Origin of the sequence: Kitasatospora sp. NPDC057692 (assembly GCF_042799475.1) — a bacterium.
GTDB lineage: Bacteria > Actinomycetota > Actinomycetes > Streptomycetales > Streptomycetaceae > Kitasatospora.
In genome coordinates, this window is sequence record NZ_JBHVIV010000023.1 from 40,254 (window position 1) to 62,726 (window position 22,473).

Genomic DNA, 22,473 nt, shown 5'->3' on the forward strand with positions numbered 1-22,473 from the left:
GGGGTGCCGGGCGTCCGGGCAGCGGACGATCCGGGCCGGGGCCCCCGGTCCCCCCGGCGGGCCGGAACCGGGAGCGTGCTCCTGGTCCGTCCGCGCGTCCTCGGCCGGAGGGACCATCCGGGGCCGGGCGGGCCGGTGCCAGAATGGGACGTCAACGCTGGTCGGCCGGGAGGACGAGGATGGACGGGCGTCAACACCCCGGCGCGGCCGTGGACGGGGTGCCGCAGACGCGTGGGGCGGCACAGCAGCGCGAGGTGCCGCAGAGCCGCGAGGTGCCGCAGAAGCGCGAGGTTTCGCAGAGCCGCACGGACGGGCTGCCGTGGACCCAGGCCGACGCGCTGGTGGCCGTCATCACCGGCACGCTGGACCTGCTCGCCCACCTGCTCGTCAGCGAGGTGTCGGGGACCAACGCCGTCGGTGTGCCGGGCTTCGTCCTGCTCGTGCTGTCGGGTGTGCCGCTGCTCGCCCGGCGCCGCCGTCCGGTGCTGGCGCTCGCCGCCGTCCTGCCGCTCCAGTCCGCGATCGACCTGTCGACCCCGATGGGCATCCACTTCGGTGCCGTCCTGACGGTGGCGGTGTACTCGGTCGCCCGCAACCGCGCCTGGCCGGTCACCGCGGGCGCCGTCGCGACGACGGCGCTGGTGACGATGCTGAACCAGAGCGACTTCCCGCTGCCCTCCGCGGAGTCTGGCATCGCGGCCCTCGCCTCCACGGCGCTGGTGGCCGGCGGCGGCCTCGCGGTCGCCCGCTGGCAGCGCGAGGTGGACGCCAACCGCAGGCTGCTGGCCGACCGCGCGGTGGCCGAGGAACGCCGCCGCATCGCCCGGGAGTTGCACGACATCGTGGCCCACCACATCACCACCATGCAGCTGATGGCCGGCGGCGCCCGCGCCAACCTCGCGAACCCGGAGGTGGTCCGCGAGGCCCTGGTCACCCTGGAGTCCTCCGGACGGCTGGCCCTGCGCGAGATGCGCCAACTGCTGGACGTCCTGCGGGCCGGCGACGAACCGGACGCCGACCCGGCCTCGCCCCAGCCGGGGGCCGACGACCTCGGCCGGCTGGTGGAGGAGTCCCGCCGGGCCGGGCTGCCGACCGAGTTCGGCGTGCACGGGCCGCGCCGCCCGCTGCCGCCGACCGTCGGCCTGACGGTGTTCCGGATCGTCCAGGAGGGCCTGACCAACGCGCGCAAGTACGCGGGGCCGGCCAACGCGTCCGTCCTGCTGACCTACCATCCGGAGGGGATCACCGTCGAGGTGAGCGACGACGGCCGGGGCGTGCCCGGCCAGGACACCGGGCACGACCCGGGGCGGAGCGGGTACGGCCTGATCGGCATGCGCGAGCGGGTCGCCCTGCACGGCGGCACCCTGGAGGCGGGACCGCGGCCGGAGGGCGGCTTCGCGGTGGTGGCCGAGCTGCCGCTGGCGGCGGAGGAGGCGGCCGAGGCGGCCGTCCAGCGCGGGGAGCCCGCCGAGCACGCCGGCGGCGGGCTGCGCGGAGAGGCGGTGTACCTGTGACGGCCCTGGAGCCCGGGATCCGGGTCCTCATCGTGGACGACCAGCCGCTGGTCCGGCGCGGTCTGTCGCTGATCCTCTCGCCGGACCCGGCCTTCGAGGTGGTGGGCGAGGCGGAGGACGGGGAGCAGGCCGTCGCGCTCGCCCACCGGCTGCGCCCCGACGTCGTGGTGATGGACATCCGGATGCCTGTCATGGACGGGGTCGCGGCGACCGAGGAGCTGGCCCGCACCCTGCCCGGGTGCCGGGTCCTGGCGCTGAGCACCTTCGACATGGACGAGTACGTGGTGGCCGCGCTGCGCGCCGGCGCGTACGGGTTCCTGCCCAAGGACGTCTCGCCGGAGGACCTCGGCGCGGCGATCCGCACCGTCCACACCGGGGAGGCGGTGGTCGCCCCGCGCCTGCTCACCCGGCTGATCTCCGCCTACGTCCGGACGCCGCTCGGCGCACCGCCGCCGCCCGACGTCGCGGCGGGGGAGCTCACGCCCCGCGAGGTGGAGGTGTGGCGGCTGATGGCCGCCGGCCTGGACAACGCCGCGATCGCCCAGGCCATGGACATCAGCCACTCCACCGTGAAGAACCACATCACCAGCCTCTTCGGCAAGCTCGACGTGCGCGACCGCGCCCAGGCCGTCATCGCGGCGTACGAGTCCGGCCTGGTCACCGCCCGTTCGGGGGGCGGCGAGCAGACCGGGGCGAGGGGTTAGGGCCCGATCACCGCTTCGCGCAGAGGACCTCGTCGAACAGGGCCTGAGCGTGCTCCAACCCCTGGGGGGAGGGTGCCAGGTTCGCGGTGACGGCGATGGTCGCGGCGCGGCCGTCCTCGGTCACGCCCGGGAGGGTGTGGAAGCCCGGTACGGCGCCGCCGTGCCCCCAGGCGACCTTGCCGCAGCTCAGCGACCGGCGGATGAGCCCGAGCCCGTACTCCTCGCCCGCCGGCACCCCGGGGCCCTCCGGGACCTTCACCGTGGTGCGCATCTCGGCGAGCTGGGCGGGCTTGAGCAGCCTGCCGCCCAGCAGGCCGACGAAGAACCGGCTCAGGTCACTCGGTGTGGAGACCAGCTGCCCGGCCGCCCACCCCCAGGAGGGGTCCAGCTCGGTGACGTCGTCGAGCGAGCCGTCCGGGCGGGCCGCGTACCCCCGGGGGTGCGGCTCCCGGATGCTCTCGTCGCCGACCCCCGGGAAGTAGGTGTGCCGCAGCCCGAGGCGGTCGATCACCCGCTTGGTCAGCTGTTCGGCGAGTGGGCGGCCGGTGACCTTCTCGACCAGCAGGCCGGCCAGGATGTAGTTGGTGTTGCTGTACGACCAGCCGGTCCCGGGGGCGAAGAGCGCCTTGCGGGAGAGCCCCATGTCGAGCAACTCGCGGGGCTGGTAGTAGCGGTGGCGCCCGGCGCCGAAGACCTCCTCGAATATCTCGTCGGTGAAGTTCGGCAGTCCGCTGGTGTGCTGGAGCAGCTGGCGCACCGTGATCGCGCGGCCGTCGATGCCCTCGCCGCGGACCAGCCCGGGCAGGTAGCGCTCGATCGGGGCGTCAAGCTCGACCTTCCCCTCCCCGACCAGCTGCAGGACGACCACGGCCACGAAGGTCTTGGTGTTGCTGCCCGCCCGCACCTGACCGTCCACCGGCACCTTCGCCCCGGTCCGCAGGTCGGCGACGCCGGCGGTGTAGTCGCGGGCCCGGCCGTCACGCGGGAGCACCGAGGCCATCGCGGCGGGGTAGCGGCCCTCCTTGACCAGGCGCTCCAGCCCGGCCCGTACCGCGTCCTTGGGACCGGCGGACGGCGCCGCCGAGGCGGGGGCGGTGCCGGCCACGCCGAGCGCGGCGGCCGTCGCCAGCAGCAGGACGAGGGCGTGCCGGGGCGACGCGCCCGCGGCGGTGGTACGGCCGGCCCGGGGGCGGCGGGAACGGTGATCGGGCATGCGGAGGCTCCTTGGGTACGGCGCGACGAGGGCGCGGAGAGGGCGGAGTGCGCGGTAACGGCGGTGCGCAGTAAGGCGGTGCGCAGTAAGGCGGTGCGGTGACGGCGGTGCGCGGTGACGGCGGTGCCCGCCGCGCGGGCGGACCGCGGTGACCACGGACCCGACCCTAGGAAGCGGACCCGCTGCCGGGCATCGCCCGACGGCAGGAGGACCGGGCTCCCGCCGTGCCGCCGGTCCGGTACCCCGCTCCCGCCTCGGCTCCTCCCACCGCACCTCCGACCCTCGGACCGCGGACGCCACGAGGCGCCCGGGACCGTGAAGTCCCGGGCGCCTCGGCGGGGTTACAGGTTGAGCAGGGTGCGGCGGGCGAAGTCCGCGCCCTGCAGCGGTTTGACGGCGAGCCGCAGCAACGGCAGCGGATTGTCGTCACCGGCGATCCGGTTGGTGCTCAACTCGCCGCAGGACAGGCACTGGTGGACGATCAGCCACTCCCCGTCCGCGCGGACGGACATGCCCAGGGCCTCCATCCGCCCGCGGCAGTCGGCGGCGCGGTCGCCGGGGACCCGGCGGTCGACGTGGAGGCTGGTCAGGCAGTTCGGGCAGTGGTTGCGGTGGGCGGTGCCGGGGGCGTCCAACGGGACGTCCAACCGGCAGCCGACGCACCGGAAGTCGTTCGCCCGGTGTCCGCCCCGGGCGTGCAGGACGTCCTTGGGCCGCTGCCGGCGGCGGTCGCCGCTGGTGTTCTTCTGGCGTGGCACGGTCGGGGCTCCCTCTCGTCCGGGCGGTTCAGAGCGAACCGAACGCTTCGAGCGGGAACGGCGGCTGGGCCAGCGGCCGGACGGCGATGCGCATGAGGATGAGCTGGTTGTCGTCCGGAAGGACCGGGTTGGACGTCAACTCGTCGCAGCGCACGCAGCGGTGGACCACCATCCAGTCCCCGGTGCGCAGTACGGCGATAGCGATCGGGGACATCCGCCCGTGGCACGCGCTCGGACCGCCCTCGACGTGGTCGAGGACGTGCTGCGAGTGCAGGCAGGACGGGCAGTGGTTCCGCCGCGCGCCGTCGGCGCCGAACGTGGACACGGTCAGACCGCACCAGGCACAGGTGAAGGTGGCGGTCTTCTGGGTGTTGCTGATGGTGGAGTTGGCGCTGGTGGAGTTGGTACTGGACACCCGGGGTGCTCCTTGCTGGAGGTCGACAATGACAGCAAGAGCAGGCCGAGCGGCCTCGACGACGATCCGTCAGGCAGTGTGGCGAGGCGCACTCGGCGCGGTCCGGGACATCAAGACACCCTCTCGGAGGTACGGGCCCATAACGGGACGAACGGGCGGAGCGCCGAGCGTAACAACCGGGCCGCCGCCCGGGCCACCGGTTTTCTCCGCCCCGAACACGTGCCCCGAACACGTACCCCGGGAACCCGGACGGGCCGGAGCCGGCGCCGATTGTCATTGGCGGCGGGTAGCCTCGGCCACCGTGGGTGATCCGACAATCGACCTGATGAGCCGTCTGGCAACGCTGGACGACAACGACGTGCTCAACCGGTACGTCGCGGAGACCGGGATGATCGCGAGGCACAGCGAGTTCCTGCCGCTGGTGCTGGCCTTCCTCCATCGCGCCACCGAGGGCGGCTCGGGCGTTCGCCCGTCACGGCAGTACCGGGAGAGGATCCGTGCCGCATCGGCGTCGATAGAACTGCTCCTCCAGATCATCGACGACACGAAGAGCCACCTCGATCTCGTGCGCAAGGACGCGACCCCCGTGATGAGCGCCTGCGCGGGCCGCTTCATGGGCCGCGAGGTGGACCCTCTCGAAGACTGCCGGGGGCGGCTCGCCTTCTGGCTGGCGGAGGAGGAAGGGAAGCTCGTCCACCTCCGGACCAGGCTGGCCGAGGTCGAGTTGGCGTACTGGGACGCGCGCCACGGTCAGTGCCGGGACGCGACGGACCCCCGCATGCCGCTGCGGAACGCGCCGCTGGTCGAGCACCCTGAGACGCTGCACCGGATAGACGCCGAGATCACCCGCAGCTCCGCCCGGATCGTCTACGAGATGAAGAAGCAGCCCGCCGTCCTGTTCGAACCGCGGAACACCGTCCCGATCGCCGTCGTCGACGAACTCACCGCGCCCGCCTTCGAGCGGCTCGTCGCCGCGCTGATGGAACGCGACGGCTTCGACATCCGCCGGCGGGGCGGGTTCGGCGGCGACGCCGCCGCCGACGTCATCGCCCGCTGGCCGATCGAGCAGCTCTTCGCGGTCCAGGTGAAGCACACGAGGCGCGGCCGGAAGGTGGAGCCCAGCGTGGTCCGGGAGGTCGCGTCCGCCGCCTACGGGATCCACGAGGCCGACTTCGCCGTCATCGTCACCAACGGCGATTTCACCCAGGGTGCGCTCTCCGACGCCGAGCGCCTGAAGGTGTCCCTGGTGAATCGCATCGACCTGGTCCGCTGGGTCGAGCTGGGCGAGCCGCTGATCGGCATCCTGACCGGTGTCCGGTCCTGACCGGTGCCTGGTCCTGAACGGGGCTCGCCCGGTCAGGCGGGGGTGGTGCGGATGACCGGGTCCTGGGCGAGGTCGGTCAGGAGGGCGTCCAGCTTGGCGCGGTCGACCGAGGGCATCAGGAAGACGTGGGCGTAGCCGCGCAGGCTCGCCGGGTCGCCGGGGGTGGTGAGGACGTTCTCGCAGGACAGGGACCACTTGGCCACCAGGTCGGCGCCGGGCTTGCGGAAGCGGACGGTGATCGCGCCGGGCGTGCGGGCCGGCCAGAGTTCGGCGCCGGTCTCCTGCTCCAGCTCGTGGAGCCGGCGTTCCAGGTAGCCGGCCAGCTCCTGGGAGCGGCGGATCCGGTCGACCTGGTCGCGGTAGGAGTGCCGGGAGAGGTGGTCCCACAGCACCAGGGGCGAGAGGCCGTTGCGGGATCCGGCGAAGGTGCTGTCCGGTGCGCCGATGTACTCGGGCTGGGTGGGCGGGTCGAGCTGGTACTTGGCCTTCGTCATGAAGACGCCGCACGGCCACGGCACTCCGGCCCACTTGTGGCCACTCATCGCGATCGAGGCGACGGGGTCGACGTCTCCGGACGCCCGACTCGGGAGGGTGAGGCCGAAGTCGAACTCCGGTACTGTGGCGGCGGGTTCGGGCGACCAGCCGTACGCCGCCGGGTCGTCGGCGGCCATCCGGAGGAACGGCGCGTAGCCGGCGCCGAGCGCGCCGTCGACGTGGATCCAGAAGCCCCGGTGCTCGCCGCTGCCGGCGGACGGCAGCAGGCCGTGGCGCTCGAAGACCGGCAGCAGCCGCTCGCACGCGCCGCGGACGTCGTCGTGGGCGCCCTTGAAGGTGCTTCCGAGGTTGAAGTTGACGAAGACCGGGTGGCCCTTGGCCGCGAAGAACTCCACCAGGACCGCCAGCGCGTCCACGTCGACGGCGCCGGGCCCGTCCCAGGAGTGGCCGGACGGTCCGGGCAGCGAGGGCACCTCGGCGGGCCAGTCGCCGCCGAGCGGGCACTCGCCCGGGTAGTCCGCCGTGCCCACCGCGTGGAAGGTGTCGACGCCCAGCACCCGGACGGCCTTGGCGAAGGAGTAGTGGGTGTCCTCCGAGTAGAACGCCACCGGGCGGGGCGCGCCGGGGCGGGTGAGGTAGTCGCGGGCGTTCCAGAGGGCGTACATGTTGCCCTCGGTCGAGCCCATGGAGAGCATGTAGCCCCAGTAGGACTCGGGGTCGGCGGGGTCGTACGGGCGTCCGGCGTGCCAGAGGCGCGCGTAGTAGTCGAGCACGGCGCGCTCGACGACCTTGGTGTTCGGCTTGTAGCCGCCGCTCTGGAACGGGTCGCCGAGGTTGTTGATGTTGCTCAGCATGAAGCGGGCGAGGTCGAGGGCGCTGCCCGCGAGTTCCTGGGTGGCCTGGTAGCCGACGAGGTGACGGCGCTTGCGCGTCAGGTACCCGTCCATCCGGTCGAGGGCGCGCAGCCGCTCGCCGTCGGTGAGCCCCTCGGCGGGTATCGCGAAGTCCTCGCTCTCCGGCGCGGCGTCGACGTGGATCGGGGCGGTGTGGATCGGGGCGGTGTGGGCCGGGGCGGTGTGGGCCGGGGCGCCGTCGACCGGGGCAGCGTCGACCGGAGCGGTGTGGACGGCGGTGGGGCTCATGGGGGCGGCGCTCCGGGTTCGCTGGGGTAGGTCGGCCCAGGGCCGCTTCGCCCGCCAGGATGGAACTTTCCATCATGTGATGGAAGGACTTCCGCAGAAGATTCAGATCGAGGCGCCCTCACCTTGCGAATCTGCGGGATGGTCGGGGACGCTGAGCGACGTGCCGAATTTTCCGCAGGCCCACCGGGCGCCCATCGACGACACCGACCGCGCGATCCTGCGCCTCCTCGCCGAGAACGCCCGCACACCGAACAACGCGCTCGCCGAGGCCGTGGGCATCGCCCCCTCGACCTGTCTGGCCCGGGTGCGGGCGCTGCGCGACCGCGGCATCATCCGCGCCTTCCGCACGGAGATAGACCCCGCCGCCATCGGGCTGCCGCTGCAGGCGATGATCTCGGTCCGGCTCCGGGCGCACACCCGCGAGCAGATCGAGAGCTTCCGGAGCACCGCCCCCGACCTGCCGGGCGTCCTCGCCGTGTTCCACATGGCCGGCTCCGACGACTACCTGCTGCACGTCGGCGTGGCGGGCCCGGAGGAACTGCGCGACTTCGTCGTGGACCACCTCACCACCCACCCCGCGGTGGCGCAGACCCGGACCAACCTGATCTTCGATCAGATCCCGGGCCGCCGCTACCTGACCAGCGACTGACGTCCGCCGTCGGACGGTGGGCGGCCGGCGGTGGACGTCCGCCGTCGGCCAGGTGTGGGCGCCCGAGTGTGTCTTGCGGGGCGATCTGTAGACCGGTCTACAGATTTCTGGCCCGAACTATGCAGACCGGTCTACTGAAATCAGTAGACCGGTCTGCATAGTTTCTACCGCCAGCCCCTACCGCCCGTCGGCGTACAGGGCCTGGACGGTGGCGTAGGCGGGGGTGTCGGCGGCCGCGCCACCCGCAGGGGCACCGGCGCGGATGGCGAGGGCCGTGGAGACGGCGGCGGCGAGAGCGGTGCGGTAGAGGTAGGAGCCGAGACTGACCCGGGCGACACCGAGGGCCGCGAGCTCGGGAAGGGTGGGGCCGGTCGGGGTGTAGAGGATGTTCAGCGGGAGGGCGAGGCTGCCGCAGAGCCGCCCGATCGCGCCCGGATCGGTGAGGCCGGGGACGAACAGGCCGTCGGCACCGGCCAGTTGGTAAGCGGCGAGGCGACGGTCGGTCTCCTCCGCCGGGTCGGGCAGGGCCAGCCAGTGGGTGTCGGTGCGGGCGTTGACGAACAGCGCCGGGGCGGCCGCCTTGATCGCGGTGATCTTGGCGGCGTGCACCGCGACCGGGGTGAGCGCCCCGTCCGGACGGCCGTCCTCCAGATTGATCCCGACGACCCCCGCGTCCGCCAACTCAGCTGCGAACGCTGCGACTTCATCCGGTTCGTCGCTGAAGCCGTTCTCCACGTCGACGGAGAGCAGGTAGCGCCCGGAGCGGCCGAGGCGGCGGGCGAGCCGGAGCGTCTCGTCGCGGGTCGCGGCGGCGCCGTCGGGCAGCCCGGCCGCCGCCGCGACGCCGAGGCTGGTGGTGCCGATGGCGGCGAAGCCCTGCTCGGCGAGGACGGCGGCGGAGGCGTGGTCCCAGGCGTTGGGGAGCAGCAGCGGCTCACCGGGGCGGCGGTGCAACGCGGCGAACCGCGTGTCGAGCGGGGCGTGGCTCATCGGACGGTGGTCCTCTCGTGCGGACGGAGATCGCCGACGGCGTCCGCGTAGTACGCGGATTCGGCGACGTGGAAGGCGAGCCGGCGGAACGACCACCCGGTCCCGGGCGAGTGGTCGAGCTGGTCGGGGGTGAGCGCGGTGAGCCGGGCGGACCAGATCCGGGCGAGCCGGGTGAGCCGGCTGCGGGCCTCGTCCAGGTCCACCGGCGTGAACGGCGCGAGATCGGCGGGGGTGGTGGCGGCGGAGGCGTGCCAGTGGTCGGGTTGGGTCGGCTCGCCGGCCAGCCGGGCCTCCAGCTCCGCGAGGTGGTCGAGGAGGTGGTCGGTGACCCGGCGGATCGCCTTGTGCGGGGTGTACGTGCGGCCGTCGGTGGTGGCCGGGCGGCCGTCCCACGCGGTCCACGTCCCGGCGAGGGCGAGGACGTGCTCGACCATGGCCGGCACCAGCCCGGCCGGGTCCCGGTCGTCGACGGCCGGGGCGGGCTCGGCCGCGCCGGGTTTGCCCGCCTCCCCACCGACCGGCGCCACGGCGGAGGCGCCGTACAGGATGCCCGCCGCGACGGCGAGCGCGTGCGTCCGGCCGGGGCAGAGCCTCGGCGGAGCGCCGAAGGTCAGCGGCGGCAGGTCGGGGCGCTCGGCCTGGGCCGCGGCGATGTCGAGCAGCACGTCCGCCCCGGCCGGAACGGACACCCCGCCCACCTCGGTCGGCCGCACGGCGCGGCGGCGCATCGTCCGCACGGGCGGATCGCGCCGCAGCGCGGCGGCGAGCGGATCCCCGGACTCCGCCCCGGCCGCCCGCGCGTGCTCCACCAGGGCGGCGGTGGCGTCGCAGGCCTGGACGAGCAGCCCGATCCGGTTGGCGGCCCGCTCCGTGCCGCCCGCGTCCGGCGCCTCCGGCATCGCCGTTCCCGCCGACCCGTCCGATCCCTCCGGCAGCATCCGCGGCAGCAGCCAGGCCACCGCCGCATCGGCCTCCGGGTCCTCCGGCCGTTCCACGAAGTACGAGCGCGCGACCACCCCGACCGCCCGCGCCACCGCCTCCGGCTCGGCCATCCCGAGCGCCTGCGCGAGCACCCGCACCGCCCGCACCCGCACGTCCGCCTCGAACCCGGCCGCCGCCGCGAGCCGCAGCGCGTCCGGATCGAGCCCGGCGAGGTCCGCCTCGACGAACGCCCGCCGGGCGGCGTGCCGCTCGCCCGCGCTGAACCGGGCCACGGTGGCGCGCAGCCAGGCCGTGCCACCGACCGGCCCGGACTCGGCGGGCGGCGGCACCAGCGCCGGATCGGCGAGTACGGCGGTCACGTCCTCGTACCGCCCGAACGAGAACACGGGAACGGGAACAGGAACGGGAACAGGAACGGGAACGGCAACGGAAACGGTGGAATCGGCCATGGCCCTCACGCTAGGACCGGAACGCTTCGGCCCCCGCCGAACCGTGCCCGCGGCACCATGGACCCATGTCACTCGCCCAGCTCGCCGGTCTGCTCGCCGACCCGACCCGCGCCGCGTTCTGCATGGCCCTGCTCGACGGCCGCGCCTGGACCTCCGGCGAGCTGGCCCGGCACGCGCGGGTGGCGCCGTCCACGGCGAGCGAGCACCTGTCCCGGCTGATCGCCGGCGGCCTGCTGACCGAGGAGCGCCAGGGGCGCCACCGGTACGTCCGGCTGGCCGGCCCGGAGGTCGCCACGCTGATCGAGGACCTGGCCTCCTTCCCGATGCCCGCCGGATCCACGGACCGGCCCACCGACCGACCCGGCGACCGACCCACGCGCCGACCGTCCTCCCCGGCCGTCCCCGGTTCCCTGCGCGAGGCCACCCGGACGAGCGCCGAGGCCCGCGCCCGCACCTGCTACGACCACCTCGCCGGCCGCCTCGGCGTGGCCGTCCGCGACGCCGCCCTCGCCCGGGGCCTGGTGTCGGACGAGGACGGCCCGGCCCTCACCGACCGCGGCCGGTCCTGGCTGGCCGAGCTGGGCGCGGAACTGCCGCCCCGCGCCGGACGCGCCGGCGGCCGCCCGGTGGTCCGCACCTGCCTGGACTGGACGGAGCGGCGCAGCCACCTGGGCGGCGCGTTCGGCGCGCTGCTCTGCCGGACGGCGCTGGACCGGGCCTGGGTCGAGCGGATCGGCTCCGGCCGCGCCCTGCGGGTGACGCCGGACGGCGAGCGCGCCCTGCGCGACCTGCTCGGTCTCGCACTCTGAGCCGACCCCGGCAGACCCGCTCGGCTCCCCGGCGGCCCGCTCGGCTCCCACCCCCCGGCGGCCCGCTCGGCTCCCACCCCCCCCGGCGGCCCCGCTCAGCCCATCGTCTTCGCCCCGTCCAGCGACTCCCGGATGATGTCGGCGTGCCCGGCGTGCTGCGCCGTCTCGGCGATGACATGCAGCAGCACCCGCCGGACCGACCAGGTGGCGCCCGGCTCGAACCAGGGCGCGACCGGCAGCGCCTGTACCCGGTCGAGGTCCGGCAGGCTCACCACCAGGGCGTCCGTCTCGGCGGCCACCCGTTCGTAGGCCTCGAGCAGCCCGGCCAGGGTCTCGCCCTCGGTCATCCGGAAGCGCTCCTCCCACGCGACCGCCCCGCCCGGCTCGGCGGCCTCCATCGCGGGCGCGCCGCCGACGGCGAACCGCATCCAGCGCGCCTCCACGCCGCTGACGTGCTTGATCAGCCCGCCCAGGCACAGCTCGCTGACCGTGGTGCGCCGGGCGGCCTGCTCGTCGGTGAGGTCGCGGACGGTGTACCGCAGGAAGCCCCGGTGAGTGTCCAGCGTCTGCAGAAAGTCCGCCCGCTCCCCCGGCAGCGCCGCGGAGTCCGAGGTCACTCCGCCACCATGCCCGGCAGGTCCCCGGCCGTCTTCCCGAGGTCGATCACGCCGAACGCGGCCCCCTGCGGGTCGCCGACGGCCGCGAACCGGCCGAACGGGCTGTCCATCGGGCCGAAGTGGAGCTTCCCGCCGCGCTCGGTGATCCTGGCGACCGTCGCGTCGCAGTCGTCCACCGCGAAGTACACGCTGAGGTAGTTCGGCGCCTCCGACGGCAGGTCCTCCGGACCCGCCTGCATCCGGCCGAGCACCGGCTGCTCCCGGACGTCGTAGATCTTGTAGTCGACCTGCCCGGAGTCCATCCGCTTCACGCCGTACGGGAAGACGGCGGGGAAGAAGCCGTCCGCGGCGGCCCCGTCGCGGGTGATCACCTCGGCCCAGGTGTACGCGCCCGACGCGCCCTGCTTCTCGAAGCCCTCGTGGGTACCGGCCTGCCAGACGCCGAAGACGACGCCCGCCGGGTCCTTGGCGATCACCATCGAGCCGAACTCGCCGACCGTCATCGGGCCCATCAGCACCTCGCCGCCGTTGCCGCGGATCTTCTCGGCGGTGCCGGCGGCGTCGGGCGAGGCGAGGTAGAGGCACCACGCGGAGGCCGCCTCGCCCTGCTGGTTCGGCATCGGCGGGACGATCGCGGCGACCGCCTTGCCGCCGGAGTAGGCCTGGGTGTAGTTGCCGTACTCGGTGGAGGACTCACCGAAGGTCCAGCCGAGCACGTCGCCGTAGAACGCCTTGGCGCCCTCCAGATCGGCGAACATCGCGTCGGCCCAGCAGGGCGTTCCCTCGGGTAGCACAGCCATGGCGAAGCCTCTCGTGTGAGGTTTTGTCCCGATTTGCCACCCTAGCCAGTCCGCCACCAGCCCGCGCGCGCAAAGAGGCGGCGGCCCGTCGGGGCCGGAACCCCCGACGGACCGCCGCACACCATCCGCCGACCGCCTACCCGACGGCCACCCGCCCGACGGCTCCCGGGACCGAGGCGGCCGACGTCCCCAGCCCGGTGGGCCGCACCAGCAGGGCGCCCACCACCCCGCCGCCCGGCTCGACGGCCTCCTCCCCGACGGCGCCCGGCAGCCCGGCCGCCTCCCGCCCGAAGTGCCGCAGCAGGTCCTCCTCCTGGTACCGGCGGCAGCCCCGGTGCCAGATCAGGATCCCGGCGAGCCAGTTCTCCAGCTCCTTGACGTACCCGGCGAGCACCGCCCGCGCCGGGCCGTCCAGCCCGAAGTCCTCGAACAGCACCGGGAACTCCTCGGCCACCACGTGCCGGAACTGACCGAGCCGCGCGTGCATGAGGTCGTCGACGATCCGCACCGCCGCCGGGTAGTCGCAGTTGAAGAAGTTCTGCACCACCAGGACGGCGTTGTGCACCTCCCCCTCGAACTCGATCTCCTTCTGGTACGAGAACAGGTCGTTCATCATGCAGGCGTAGTCGGCGGCCGCGTTCTCCAGCGAGCGCATCGGGCCGCTCGCGTAGACCTCGCCCGGCACGACGGCCCCGTGCGCCAGCCGCGAGAGGCTCATGGTGAGGTCGGAACCGAAGGTGGACCGGCGCATCTCCAGGTAGTCGACCGGGTCCGGGATCCGGTTCTGTGCCTGGTTGTGGAGCTCCCAGAGCCAGCTCAGCGTCATCTTCTCGACGGCCTCGCGGAGCGTGCCGCGCGCCTCGGCGGTCATCGGCCCGGCGGTCCGCTCCCAGAGGTCGGCCAGCCCGCGCTCCAGCGCGGTGAGCGGCTCGGCGGCGGGCTCGCCGTCGACCGGCATGAGCAGCTGGAACCGCGCGTGCTGGGCCTTGGCACCGGCCAGGTCGCCGGTCCGGCCGAACGCCACCGGGAAGTAGTCGTCCGCGTACGTCCCCCAGGCCAACCAGTCGGTGGTGAGGTCGAGTTGGTCAGCGCTGGCATCCGGGTGGATGCCGGCCGCGCAGAGCGCGAGGTCGTAGTCCGCCATGCTCTCCGCGGTCCACACGCCCGCGGTCGGGTCGCCCGGCCGGGGCTCCAGCAGGCCCGTCCGCTCCGCCCACGCGAGGGTGTGCAGCCGCGAGGACTCCAGGTAGGGGTTCAGGTCGACCGTGAACGGCAGCCGGAACTCCGGCAGTCGGGACGGTCCGACGGCCTGGAACGGCACGTGCGCGTGCGACCGCGCCCGCCGCACCCCCGGATCGGCGTCCCCGTGCGAACCCGAGACCAGGCCGGTCCCGGGCGACTCCAGCGACGCGCCGGAACCCGCTCCCGCCGTCGCCGCCCGCATCGCCTCCAGCAGAGCGGCCACCGGCGACTCCCCGACCGTCGGCGCCCAGGCCTTCGTCACCGGCCCGGACCGGCTCAACGAGCCCAGCTCGTCGGCCAGATCGTCCAGCGCCCCGCCCGACTTCAGCACGTCCAGCGCCGACGTCCCCACCCCGCCGATCGCGAACGGGTCCCACCAGGTGGCCCCGCCCGCCGAGCCCGCCGCACCCGCCGCACCCGCCGATCCGGCCGAACCCGCCGCCGTCCCGCCCCCGTTCATGTACCGGCTGGACCGCATGTGCCACTCGTGCCCGCCGGCCTGCCAGTCCTGCATGCCCTTGACGTACGCCAGCACCCTGGCGCAGCCCTCCGGATCCAGCCCGGTGTCCGCGAACAGCTGCGGCAGCTCGGTCACCACGGTGTTCTCGAACTGCTGGAGCCGCGAGGTGAGCAGGTCGTTGACGGCCTCCGCCGCCTCCTGCGTCGTGCACTCCAGGAACTTCTCCAACACCAGGACGCCGTTGCTGAGTTCGCCCTCGTCCTCGACCTCCCGCTGGTACGAGAACAGGTCGTTGCGCAGGTGGACCCCGTCCGAGAAGGCGTCCATCAGCACCCGTAGCGGCCGCGCACCCGACACCGCCGCCGGCACCTCCGCCCCGGCCGCGTACTCGATCAGCCCGGCCGACCAGGGCGCGCCGCCCACCTTCCGGCGCATCTCGATGTACTCGACGGGGTTGGAGACCCGGCCCGCGTTGATGTTGGCGAGCTCCCAGAGCGACTCGTTGAGCAGGTTCCGGGTGCTCTCCGCGAACCGCACCCGCCAGTCCTCGCCCATCACCGGAACGGTCCGCCGCCACAGGTCCGCCAGCCCGGCCTCGACCGGGTTGGTCGGCTCGGGCACGGCCGCCTCCGGGTCGGCCGGCATGAACAGCGGCAACCGGTCCAGGTACGCCTTGCCGCCGGCCCGGTCGTTGGTCCGCTTGAACATCTCCAGGAAGTGGTCGTCGAAGAAGAACACCCAGACGTACCAGTCGGTGACCAGCGACAGCGCCTCCGCGGAAGCGTCCGGGTGGGTGTACGCGCAGAGCAGCCCGTAGTCGTGGGCGTCCAGATCCGCCTGCGTCCAGACCCCCGACCCTTCCAGCATGCCCATCTCCCGGGCCCACCCCGAGGAATGGGCCCGTGCCTCGTCGAGATGCGGGTTGAGCCGCGCCGGGTGCGGCACGTAGAAGGACGGCAGTTCGAACGGCTGGGACACCGGGCGAGCCTTTCTGGACGCGTCGACAAGGCCGATTCAGCTTTACCCGAGTTCAACGATCTCAGCCGGAGAACCGGAACAGTCATATGAGATCTACCGACTCACTCGAACACCTGCCCAACTCCCCGCCCCCGACTAGATCATTCGTACGACTGATCGGCCCCACCCCACCCTTCCCCGGTCCCGTTCCCCGTTCCCCGCGCCTCCCCGTCCACGGGCCCGCGCAGCGCCTCCCACGCCGACCCGACCGGCCCGGCCTGCGCCTCGGCCCCGCCGTCGGGCCGCACCGGACCCACCACGAACACCCGCTGTCCCGGCACTCCTTCCGAAGAACCCTCCGGCGCCGCCCCGACGGACGCCCCGCCCACGCTCTCGCCGGACACGTCGTCCCCGAGGCTCTCCCGGATCCGCGCCGCGGCCTCCGGTCGGCCGGCCACCTCGGTGAAACGCGCCACCCGATGGGCGTAGACGGCCCGCTCATCGGCCTCGTCGAGCCTGAGGTCGCGCATCAGGTCGTTCAACGGGCCGACGACCGACGGGCCCGGGGCGCCCGCCCCCGCCGCCCCCGCCGCCCCCGCCGGGCCGCCCCCCGCGACCACCAGCGGTGCGAGGCCGTTCAGGAACGGCGCCGCGTGCCCCCGACGTGCCTCCGGAGCCACCAGGTGCTGGTACAGCACGTCCACCGCCCGGTCGTTGGCCGCCGCCGCGAGCTGCGCCAGCGGCCCGATCATGTCGACCGCCCCCCGCACCTCGTCGTCGTTCCGCGCCAGCCACCACACCACCGCGCTGCCCGGTGACTTGAGCACCTCCTCCCCGAGGTACGCGCGCATGCTCCGCTCGTGCCGGCGCTCCTGCTCCCAGATCTCCTCCGTCTTGCGGACCTCCGCCAGCTTGTCCAAGCGCTCGCGGTCCGCCTCGGAGAGGCCCAGGACAACCTGCCCGGCCATCGCCACGACGATCCCGGAGGCGTCGGGAACCGGGATCCCGAGCACGCCGCCCAACTGGTGCCGGACCAGCTCCGACCGCCCAGGCTGCTCGCGTTCGGTGACCGCCCGGGCTCGCGCCAGCACCGTCTCGACGGCCAGGCTGCCGGGCGCGGCGTGGCTGACGCCTCCCGTGCCGGGCACCTGCCGCCACCACACCGTCGCGGAGAACAGGAAGTCGTAGTCCGGCACCGCGCTCGGCAGGGCCACCCCCGTCACCGAGAGCGACTGGTAGGGCTGCTCGACCGGCGGTTCCGGAGCCGGGGCCGGGGTGTGGAACACCGGCGCGACGGCCTGCGCGGGCGGAGCCGCCGGCGGACCTTCGCCCCGTGCCCGCGCAACCGAGGTCAGCAGCGCCGCCAGCGCCCCCGCAGCGCTCGCCGACGCCCAGAGCCAGGCGGGCCAGCCCGCGCCCGACCCGATGGCCGCGGCCACCGCCCCGGCGGCGACGGCCGTCCCGGCCGTACGGATCCTGTCCATGAACCTCACCTCGTCCTCTCTTCGGTCCGCAGCGCCGAGGCCGGCTCGATGCCCTGAGCGCTGTCGATCTTCTGCCAGAGCCGCGCCGCCAACTCGGCGCGACCGGGCCGCTCCTCCCGGGAGCCGTCGGCCATCCACTCGCGCCCGACCAGGTAGAGCGCGGTCAGCCGGTCCGGCCGCGCCTGGGCCGCCCCCGCGACCAGCACGTCCACCAGCCACTCGCCGCCCTCCGGGCCCGTCCGGGCCGTCGAGAGCCACCCGTGTGCCGTCGCCGCCCACTGCTCCCGCCCGGCGACCGCCAGGGCCCTCGCCCAGGTGGCGGCCAACGCGTTCGCCGGTACCCAGCGCCGCTGCGGCGGCTCGCCGACCAGTTCCAGGAAGAGCCGGACGTCCGCCGGCGACGGGTCGCGGGCCGTCAGCCCCTCCCGGAAGCGGGCCAGCAGCTTCAGGTACAACCGCCGGTCCTGCCGCACGAGTTCGTACAGGGTCTCGCGCACCTCCCGCGGACCGCTCCAGACGGTCCGACGCGCGAGATGGTGCAGTCGGACGACAGCCTGGTCCGGGTGGGTGCCGGCCACGACCTCGCCGCAGGCCCTGGCCAGCACCACGGCGAAGGCCGGCGAGAGCTGCTGGACCCTAGCCCACTCGTAGATCTTGGTGCGGAACCCGGCACCGTACCGGTCGTGGTAGAGGCCAAGCCGGAGCACGGCCAGGGCCTCCTCCGCATGCCGCGGCTGCGCGGCCCACTCACCCGCGAGCCGGTGCAGCGTGGTCCAGTCGGCCACCCGCAGGCTCTGTTCGGTGAAGCGTTCGACCAGTTGCCGCCGGTCCTGCACCACGAGCTCGGGATGCGGGTCCTCCACGACGTCCGCGACCCACCGGCCGAGGTACTCCTTCAGCCACGGCAGGTAGGTCCAGAAGTGCCTGCGCACAGCCCCGTCGTACGCCAGCGAGACGAAGCGCACCCGGCCCCGGTCGATCTCCAGGGGCAGGTCCTTGAGCTGTGCGGCCAGATCGGCCCGTTCCAGCAAGGGCCGCTCGTCCGGTTGCTGCTCGACCAGGCGGAGGAACCGCTCCATGTGGTGGAAGACCGCGTTCACCGGTGCCCCGGCCAGCATGGCCGCCGTCAGCAGCAGTGCGCGTTCCCGGCCCGAGGTGCGCTCCGCGACCTTCTGGGCCACCTCCGCGGAGCGGTCGCTCAGCGCGTCCAGCGCCTGTCGGATCCACCCGGAGGCCGGCCCGGCCGGGTCGGCCGCCCTGGCCCGGCCCACCACACCGGCGAAGCGCTGCATGTCGCGCATCGCGAACCGGCCCAGTGAGGAGGCGAGTTCCTCACCCCCCAGGTCCTCCGTCGTCAGCCGGACGCCCTCGCCCTCCAGGTGCCGACGGAGCACCGCCATCTCCCTCGGCCGTCCGATCCCGACCACCAGCTGCCGGAGCGCGGGGAGCAGCGCCTCCTGGCCGGCGGACGGGAGGATGGCGACCAGCCGGGCGCCGGCCTGCTCCACACTGCCCCAGTGGCCGTACAGCTGCTGCTGGGCGGTCTCGTAGTCCTCCTCGGCGATGCCGGAGAGGTCCAGCAGCAACCGGTCGCCGGCCTCCGGAGGCGTGCTGTCCTCGTTCTCCGGGGAGAAGGACAGCTCCACGAACGGGGTCGCCGGGTCGTCCGGATCGTGCAGCAGCATCACCGCAGCCGTCCGCCGACCGCTGCCGGGCGGCCCGGCGAGCAGGACGGTGGTGCCGGGCCTCTCCAGCCGGCGCCGCGCCTCGCCGAAGCCGAGCGGCGCGACGAACCTGCGCAGCAGCCAGAGGCGCTGGTCGAGAGCCACCCTGGACCGGGCCACCTTGGGGCGGGGCTGCTCGAAACCGCTCCCGAAGAGGTTGTACTGCGGGCCCGGCCCGGTGTGGGTCGGCCCGCGGGCCTCCTCGATCCGGACGGCGCCGTCGGTCACCGGTCCTCGTCCTCGCGGTCCGCGCGGCGGCGGCCGTCGGACCACTGCTGCGCCGTCCCCCGCTCGACGTAGTTGCCGCCGAACTCGCCGCCGTCGCCGTTGAAGTGGACGCCGCCGCTGCGCAGGTCGTTGTGCTGCGTGCCGCTGCCGGTGTGCACCGGACCGCCGGCGTTGTTGATGAAGGTCCCCACGTCCCCGCCGACGCTGCCGATGCCGCCGCTCTGGTGGTGGGTGTGGTCCCGGCCCTGCACGACGCTGCCGTTCACCCGGCCGACCCGGTTGCCGATGCCGCCCGCGTCGGCGTCGCCGTCACCCGCGCCGCCGGCCGCCGCCGCCCCGCGGGCGATCTCCCGCTCCGCCGCGGCGAGTCGGGGCACCGCCTCGGCGAGGTCGTCGCCGAGGCGGGCGAGGTCGCCGTCCGCGTTGCGGGTGTCCAGCCGGCGGTACTGGCAGTCGGCCAGCTCGGCCAGCTCCGGCGGCAGCTCGTGCCGGTTGAGCCGGGTGGCCCGGCCGATCAGCACCGGGACGACGAGGGCGCCGCTCTCGAAGGCCTCGACGATCTCCCGCCGGGTCCAGTCCTCCGGGTCGTCCAGCGCCCGCGACCCGTCGGCGGTGCGGGCGTCGGCCCAGCGCTCGCCGATGACGGCGACCAGCACGCTGCTGCGCCGCACGGCGGTGAGGAGCTCCTGCGGGAAGCGGCGGCCGACCTTGATCGACTTGCCGGCGCGGAACACCCGCTCGCTGCCGAACCGCCGCGAGAGCGCGTGTTCGATCAGGGCGGCGCCGGTGTCCTCGTCGCTGCTGCGGTAGTTCACGAAGATGTCGGGCATGGCGGAATCACCTCTCCGGTGAAGGGGCCGGTGCATGGGACCGGTGGACGGGCGGTCGGCGCCGGGGAGGCGCGGCTTCGGGGTCCTCAGGACCTGGGGTGGAGTGCGGCGGCGAGCGCCGGCTGGAGGTCGCGCACCGCGGCGTTGGACCGGAACCTGGACAGCTCGCGGTCCAGCCGGGCGACGTCGGTCGCGATCGTCGCCGACCGCAGCCCGACCACCAGCGGGAGCAGTTCGGCCGCGACCGCGCACGCGTGCTCGACCTCGCCGGCCGCCGCGTGGGCGAGGGCGCGTCGCAAGCCGTACCGGGCGCGGGTGCGCACGGCGTGGGCGGGGACGGCGGCGCACTCGCGGTCGAGGATCTCGGCCGCCTGGGCGGGGCGGCCGAGGTCGTACAGGCACCAGCCGGTGACCATGGCGGCCGGGTCCGCGAGGTTGCCGGTGCCGAGCACCGGTCCGCCGCCACCCCCGTCGGCGGCGGACCGGGCGAACAGTTCGCGCGCCCGGTCGAGGCCGCGCAGGCTGGCGCCGTGGTCGCCGGCCAGGGCGTGTCCCTGGGCCTCCCGCTGGGCGGCGAGGCCGCGGATGCGCGGTGGAACGCGGCTGTCGTCCGCGACCGGGCCGACCAGGCCGACGGTGGTGGCGGCGTCTCCCGCGTAGAACGTGACGAGGGCGCGGCGGACGAGCGCGTACGAGCCGAGGTCGCGGTCCTCGCCGCCCTCGGCCAGCTCGACGGCGCGGGCGGTCCACCAGAGCGCGGACGGGTTGTCGCCCGCCTCCTGCGCCATCCAGCCGGCGAACTCGGCGTACCGCGCGGCCAGGCCGAGCAGTCCGACGCGGGACACCCTGTCGGCCTGGACGGCGAGTTCGCGCAGGGTGTGGGTCTGCACGGTGAGCATCGGCAGCAGCAGGGCGGGGTCGGTGCTCTGGCCGAGCAGGCGCATGTGGTCGAACTGGGTCCGGAAGATCTCGACCGGCGAGGTGTCGGGCAGATGCGTCGCCTGCACCCCCTGTACCTGCTGCGCCTGCGCCCTGGCCGCCCCCACCGCACCGGCACCCCCGAGGGCCAGCACGGAGGTCGCACCGGCGGCGAGCAGTTGGCGCCGCCCGAGGCCGCCGGGCCAGCGGACGCCGTCACGGTCGACCCGCAGGAGGACGGGATCCTCGTCGGCCGCGAGCTCGCCCGCCCCCGTACCGCGTCCGGCGGTCCCCCCGGACGACGCCAGTCTCTCCAACTCGCCGCCGGCGCTCAGCCGGGCGTCGCAGCGGCGGGCCAGGTCGGGGGGCGGGGCCTTCTGCCCGCGTTCGATCTTGCTGAGGTGGCCCTTGCTGTAGTTGAGCAACTCGGCGAGCCGGGTCAGCGTCAGCCCGGCCGCGAGCCGCCGCCTGCGCAGCTCGGGGCCGAACTCGCCACCATCGGCCGAAATGGACGCGCGCATGCCAACCCCCTCCTCGGGAACCGTCCGGCCACCGGGCTTCGTCCTGGGACCGGAAGCGGGCTCTCCCCTGCCTCCGCCGAGAATGGTGGCACGCGCATCGGCGGGCCGAACCGGGAATGCGGGCGTTTCCCGTTTCCTCTTTTCCGCTGTGCCGACAAATTGGCTACTCGCCTTGCGGACAAAGCATGTTCGGCGGCCTCGCTCCCCGCCGCCGCGGAGCCTTCGCCGGACCGACATGCCGTCACCAGCACGGCGGGGCCCGGCGCCCGGCACGCCGGCCGACGGGCACCCCGGACCCCGGACCACCCGGGATCCCCCACCGGAACGACGCGCGCCCCCCACCCGGACGTCCGGCCGCCGCCACGGAACCCGCTCGTTCGAATTTTCGACAACGGCTCCGGATCGCCGGGCCAATGAGGATTCATATGAAGAACCGTCAATCATGGGCCCTTTCCACCATTCATCAGGCCCTCGACGAAGCCCCGCGGCGCTTCCGGAAGATGCCCGGTGGACGACTGGCTATGATCGGGCCGACACAGCCGACCCGCTCTCCTCACCGCCCCCTCACCACCCCTCGCCGGCCTCCGCACCGACGAGTTCGACAACCGACAAGGGGTTCACCCGCCGTGGAGTACACCGAGGTCGAGCAGAAGTTCCGACTCCTCGACGGATCAGGCGAGTTTAAGGAGAGGCTCGCCGCGCTCGGCGCGACACCGGGACGGCCGTCGCGGCAGGTCGACACGTACTACAACGCGCCGCACCGGGACTTCCTCGACAACGACGTGGTCTCGGAGTGGCTGCGGGTGCGGGTCGAGGACGGGGCGGCGTCGGTCAACTTCAAGCGGTTCCACCCGATCGCCTCGCCGGTGAAGACGCACTGCGACGAGTACGAGAGCACCGTGTCGGACGCGGAGGCGGTCCGGCGGCTGCTCGGCTCGCTCGACTTCGCCGAGCTGACCGTCGTCGACAAGACGCGCGAGGAGTGGCACGTCGACGGGATCGCGGTCGCCTTCGACACCGTGGTCGGCCTCGGCGACTTCGTCGAGTTCGAGTTCAAGGGCGACGCGGAGACCGTCGAACAGGCCACCGCCCGCCTGGACGCGTTCATCGCCGCCCTCGGCGTCGGGCTCGGCGACCGGATCCGCCTCGGCTACCCCCACATGACCCTCGGCCTGGAGTAGCCGGCCGTTCCGCTTCGAACAGCTCTGCCGACGAACCACCCCCTGACCCCAAGGAATCACCCGGTCATGGCGTGTTGACGCGGCCGCCTCACCTCCCGTCCAGCAGA

Annotated in this window: 19 protein-coding genes; 6 read left to right on the forward strand and 13 right to left on the reverse strand. The window is 74.0% G+C overall.

Features of this window, described 5'->3' with window-relative positions; all coding sequences use genetic code 11:
• The first annotated feature begins 179 nt into the window (after positions 1-179).
• Positions 180-1,514: a sensor histidine kinase gene (locus ACFVFS_RS15540; RefSeq protein ID WP_380624258.1), complete on the forward strand. Its 1,335-nt coding sequence runs from the start codon at positions 180-182 to the stop codon at positions 1,512-1,514.
• Positions 1,511-2,218, forward strand: coding sequence for a response regulator (locus tag ACFVFS_RS15545; RefSeq protein ID WP_380624260.1), 708 nt, complete (start codon positions 1,511-1,513; stop codon positions 2,216-2,218). The genes ACFVFS_RS15540 and ACFVFS_RS15545 overlap by 4 nt, the downstream gene beginning before the upstream one ends.
• A 7-nt stretch (positions 2,219-2,225) precedes the next feature.
• On the opposite strand, the gene ACFVFS_RS15550 is transcribed toward ACFVFS_RS15545, so the two are convergent.
• The 3 genes from ACFVFS_RS15550 to ACFVFS_RS15560 form a co-directional block, all read right to left on the reverse strand.
• On the reverse strand, positions 2,226-3,431 hold the full coding sequence (locus tag ACFVFS_RS15550; protein WP_380624262.1) for a serine hydrolase domain-containing protein: 1,206 nt from the start codon (positions 3,429-3,431) through the stop codon (positions 2,226-2,228).
• Between the two features lie 341 nt (positions 3,432-3,772).
• The gene (locus tag ACFVFS_RS15555; RefSeq protein WP_380624264.1) at positions 3,773-4,189 is read right to left on the reverse strand and encodes an RNHCP domain-containing protein; all 417 of its coding nucleotides are present in this window, start codon (positions 4,187-4,189) and stop codon (positions 3,773-3,775) included.
• Positions 4,190-4,217: 28 nt separating this feature from the next.
• Complete coding sequence (locus tag ACFVFS_RS15560; protein ID WP_380624266.1) at positions 4,218-4,604, reverse strand: RNHCP domain-containing protein; 387 nt, start codon at positions 4,602-4,604, stop codon at positions 4,218-4,220.
• Between the two features lie 325 nt (positions 4,605-4,929).
• On the opposite strand from ACFVFS_RS15560, the gene ACFVFS_RS15565 reads away from it, so the two are divergent.
• Entirely contained in the window at positions 4,930-5,928 is a 999-nt protein-coding gene (locus ACFVFS_RS15565) for a restriction endonuclease (protein WP_380624268.1), read from the forward strand.
• 32 nt (positions 5,929-5,960) lie between these two features.
• On the opposite strand, the gene ACFVFS_RS15570 is transcribed toward ACFVFS_RS15565, so the two are convergent.
• Positions 5,961-7,565 carry a histidine decarboxylase gene (locus ACFVFS_RS15570; protein WP_380624269.1) on the reverse strand — a complete coding sequence of 535 codons (1,605 nt, stop codon included), beginning with the start codon at positions 7,563-7,565 and terminating at the stop codon, positions 5,961-5,963.
• Positions 7,566-7,725: 160 nt separating this feature from the next.
• Between ACFVFS_RS15570 and ACFVFS_RS15575 the strand changes: the two genes are divergently transcribed.
• A complete protein-coding gene (locus ACFVFS_RS15575) occupies positions 7,726-8,214 on the forward strand; it encodes an Lrp/AsnC family transcriptional regulator (RefSeq protein ID WP_380624271.1) in 489 nt (162 codons plus the stop codon).
• Positions 8,215-8,391: 177 nt separating this feature from the next.
• Here ACFVFS_RS15575 and ACFVFS_RS15580 read toward each other — a convergent pair whose 3' ends face one another.
• Both ACFVFS_RS15580 and ACFVFS_RS15585 read right to left on the reverse strand, forming a co-directional pair.
• The gene (locus ACFVFS_RS15580) at positions 8,392-9,204 is read right to left on the reverse strand and encodes an isocitrate lyase/phosphoenolpyruvate mutase family protein (RefSeq protein WP_380624273.1); all 813 of its coding nucleotides are present in this window, start codon (positions 9,202-9,204) and stop codon (positions 8,392-8,394) included.
• Positions 9,201-10,505 (reverse strand): hypothetical protein, encoded by a 1,305-nt coding sequence (locus tag ACFVFS_RS15585; RefSeq protein ID WP_380624275.1) that lies wholly within the window; start codon positions 10,503-10,505, stop codon positions 9,201-9,203. The genes ACFVFS_RS15580 and ACFVFS_RS15585 overlap by 4 nt, the downstream gene beginning before the upstream one ends.
• Before the next feature lie 155 nt (positions 10,506-10,660).
• On the opposite strand from ACFVFS_RS15585, the gene ACFVFS_RS15590 reads away from it, so the two are divergent.
• Positions 10,661-11,404 (forward strand): ArsR/SmtB family transcription factor, encoded by a 744-nt coding sequence (locus ACFVFS_RS15590; RefSeq protein WP_380624277.1) that lies wholly within the window; start codon positions 10,661-10,663, stop codon positions 11,402-11,404.
• Between the two features lie 95 nt (positions 11,405-11,499).
• Here the strand turns inward: ACFVFS_RS15590 and ACFVFS_RS15595 are convergent, their stop codons facing one another.
• The 7 genes from ACFVFS_RS15595 to ACFVFS_RS15625 all read right to left on the reverse strand — a co-directional run bounded on the left by ACFVFS_RS15595 (position 11,500) and on the right by ACFVFS_RS15625 (position 21,185).
• Positions 11,500-12,021 carry a DinB family protein gene (locus ACFVFS_RS15595; RefSeq protein ID WP_380624279.1) on the reverse strand — a complete coding sequence of 174 codons (522 nt, stop codon included), beginning with the start codon at positions 12,019-12,021 and terminating at the stop codon, positions 11,500-11,502.
• Positions 12,018-12,821: a VOC family protein gene (locus ACFVFS_RS15600; RefSeq protein WP_380624281.1), complete on the reverse strand. Its 804-nt coding sequence runs from the start codon at positions 12,819-12,821 to the stop codon at positions 12,018-12,020. The genes ACFVFS_RS15595 and ACFVFS_RS15600 overlap by 4 nt, the downstream gene beginning before the upstream one ends.
• 136 nt (positions 12,822-12,957) lie before the next feature.
• Complete coding sequence (locus tag ACFVFS_RS15605) at positions 12,958-15,501, reverse strand: germacradienol/geosmin synthase (RefSeq protein ID WP_380624283.1); 2,544 nt, start codon at positions 15,499-15,501, stop codon at positions 12,958-12,960.
• Positions 15,502-15,641: 140 nt separating this feature from the next.
• Complete coding sequence (locus ACFVFS_RS15610) at positions 15,642-16,964, reverse strand: hypothetical protein (RefSeq protein ID WP_380624285.1); 1,323 nt, start codon at positions 16,962-16,964, stop codon at positions 15,642-15,644.
• A gap of 5 nt (positions 16,965-16,969) precedes the next feature.
• On the reverse strand, positions 16,970-18,916 hold the full coding sequence (locus ACFVFS_RS15615) for a hypothetical protein (RefSeq protein WP_380624287.1): 1,947 nt from the start codon (positions 18,914-18,916) through the stop codon (positions 16,970-16,972).
• On the reverse strand, positions 18,913-19,746 hold the full coding sequence (locus ACFVFS_RS15620; protein WP_380624289.1) for a toll/interleukin-1 receptor domain-containing protein: 834 nt from the start codon (positions 19,744-19,746) through the stop codon (positions 18,913-18,915). Before ACFVFS_RS15620 ends, ACFVFS_RS15615 begins: the two co-directional genes overlap by 4 nt.
• 86 nt (positions 19,747-19,832) lie before the next feature.
• Positions 19,833-21,185, reverse strand: coding sequence for a helix-turn-helix domain-containing protein (locus ACFVFS_RS15625; protein ID WP_380624291.1), 1,353 nt, complete (start codon positions 21,183-21,185; stop codon positions 19,833-19,835).
• Positions 21,186-21,811: 626 nt separating this feature from the next.
• Between ACFVFS_RS15625 and cyaB the strand changes: the two genes are divergently transcribed.
• Positions 21,812-22,366, forward strand: a complete 555-nt coding sequence (gene cyaB / locus ACFVFS_RS15630) for a class IV adenylate cyclase (protein ID WP_380624293.1) — start codon at positions 21,812-21,814, stop codon at positions 22,364-22,366.
• The last annotated feature ends 107 nt before the right edge of the window (positions 22,367-22,473 follow it).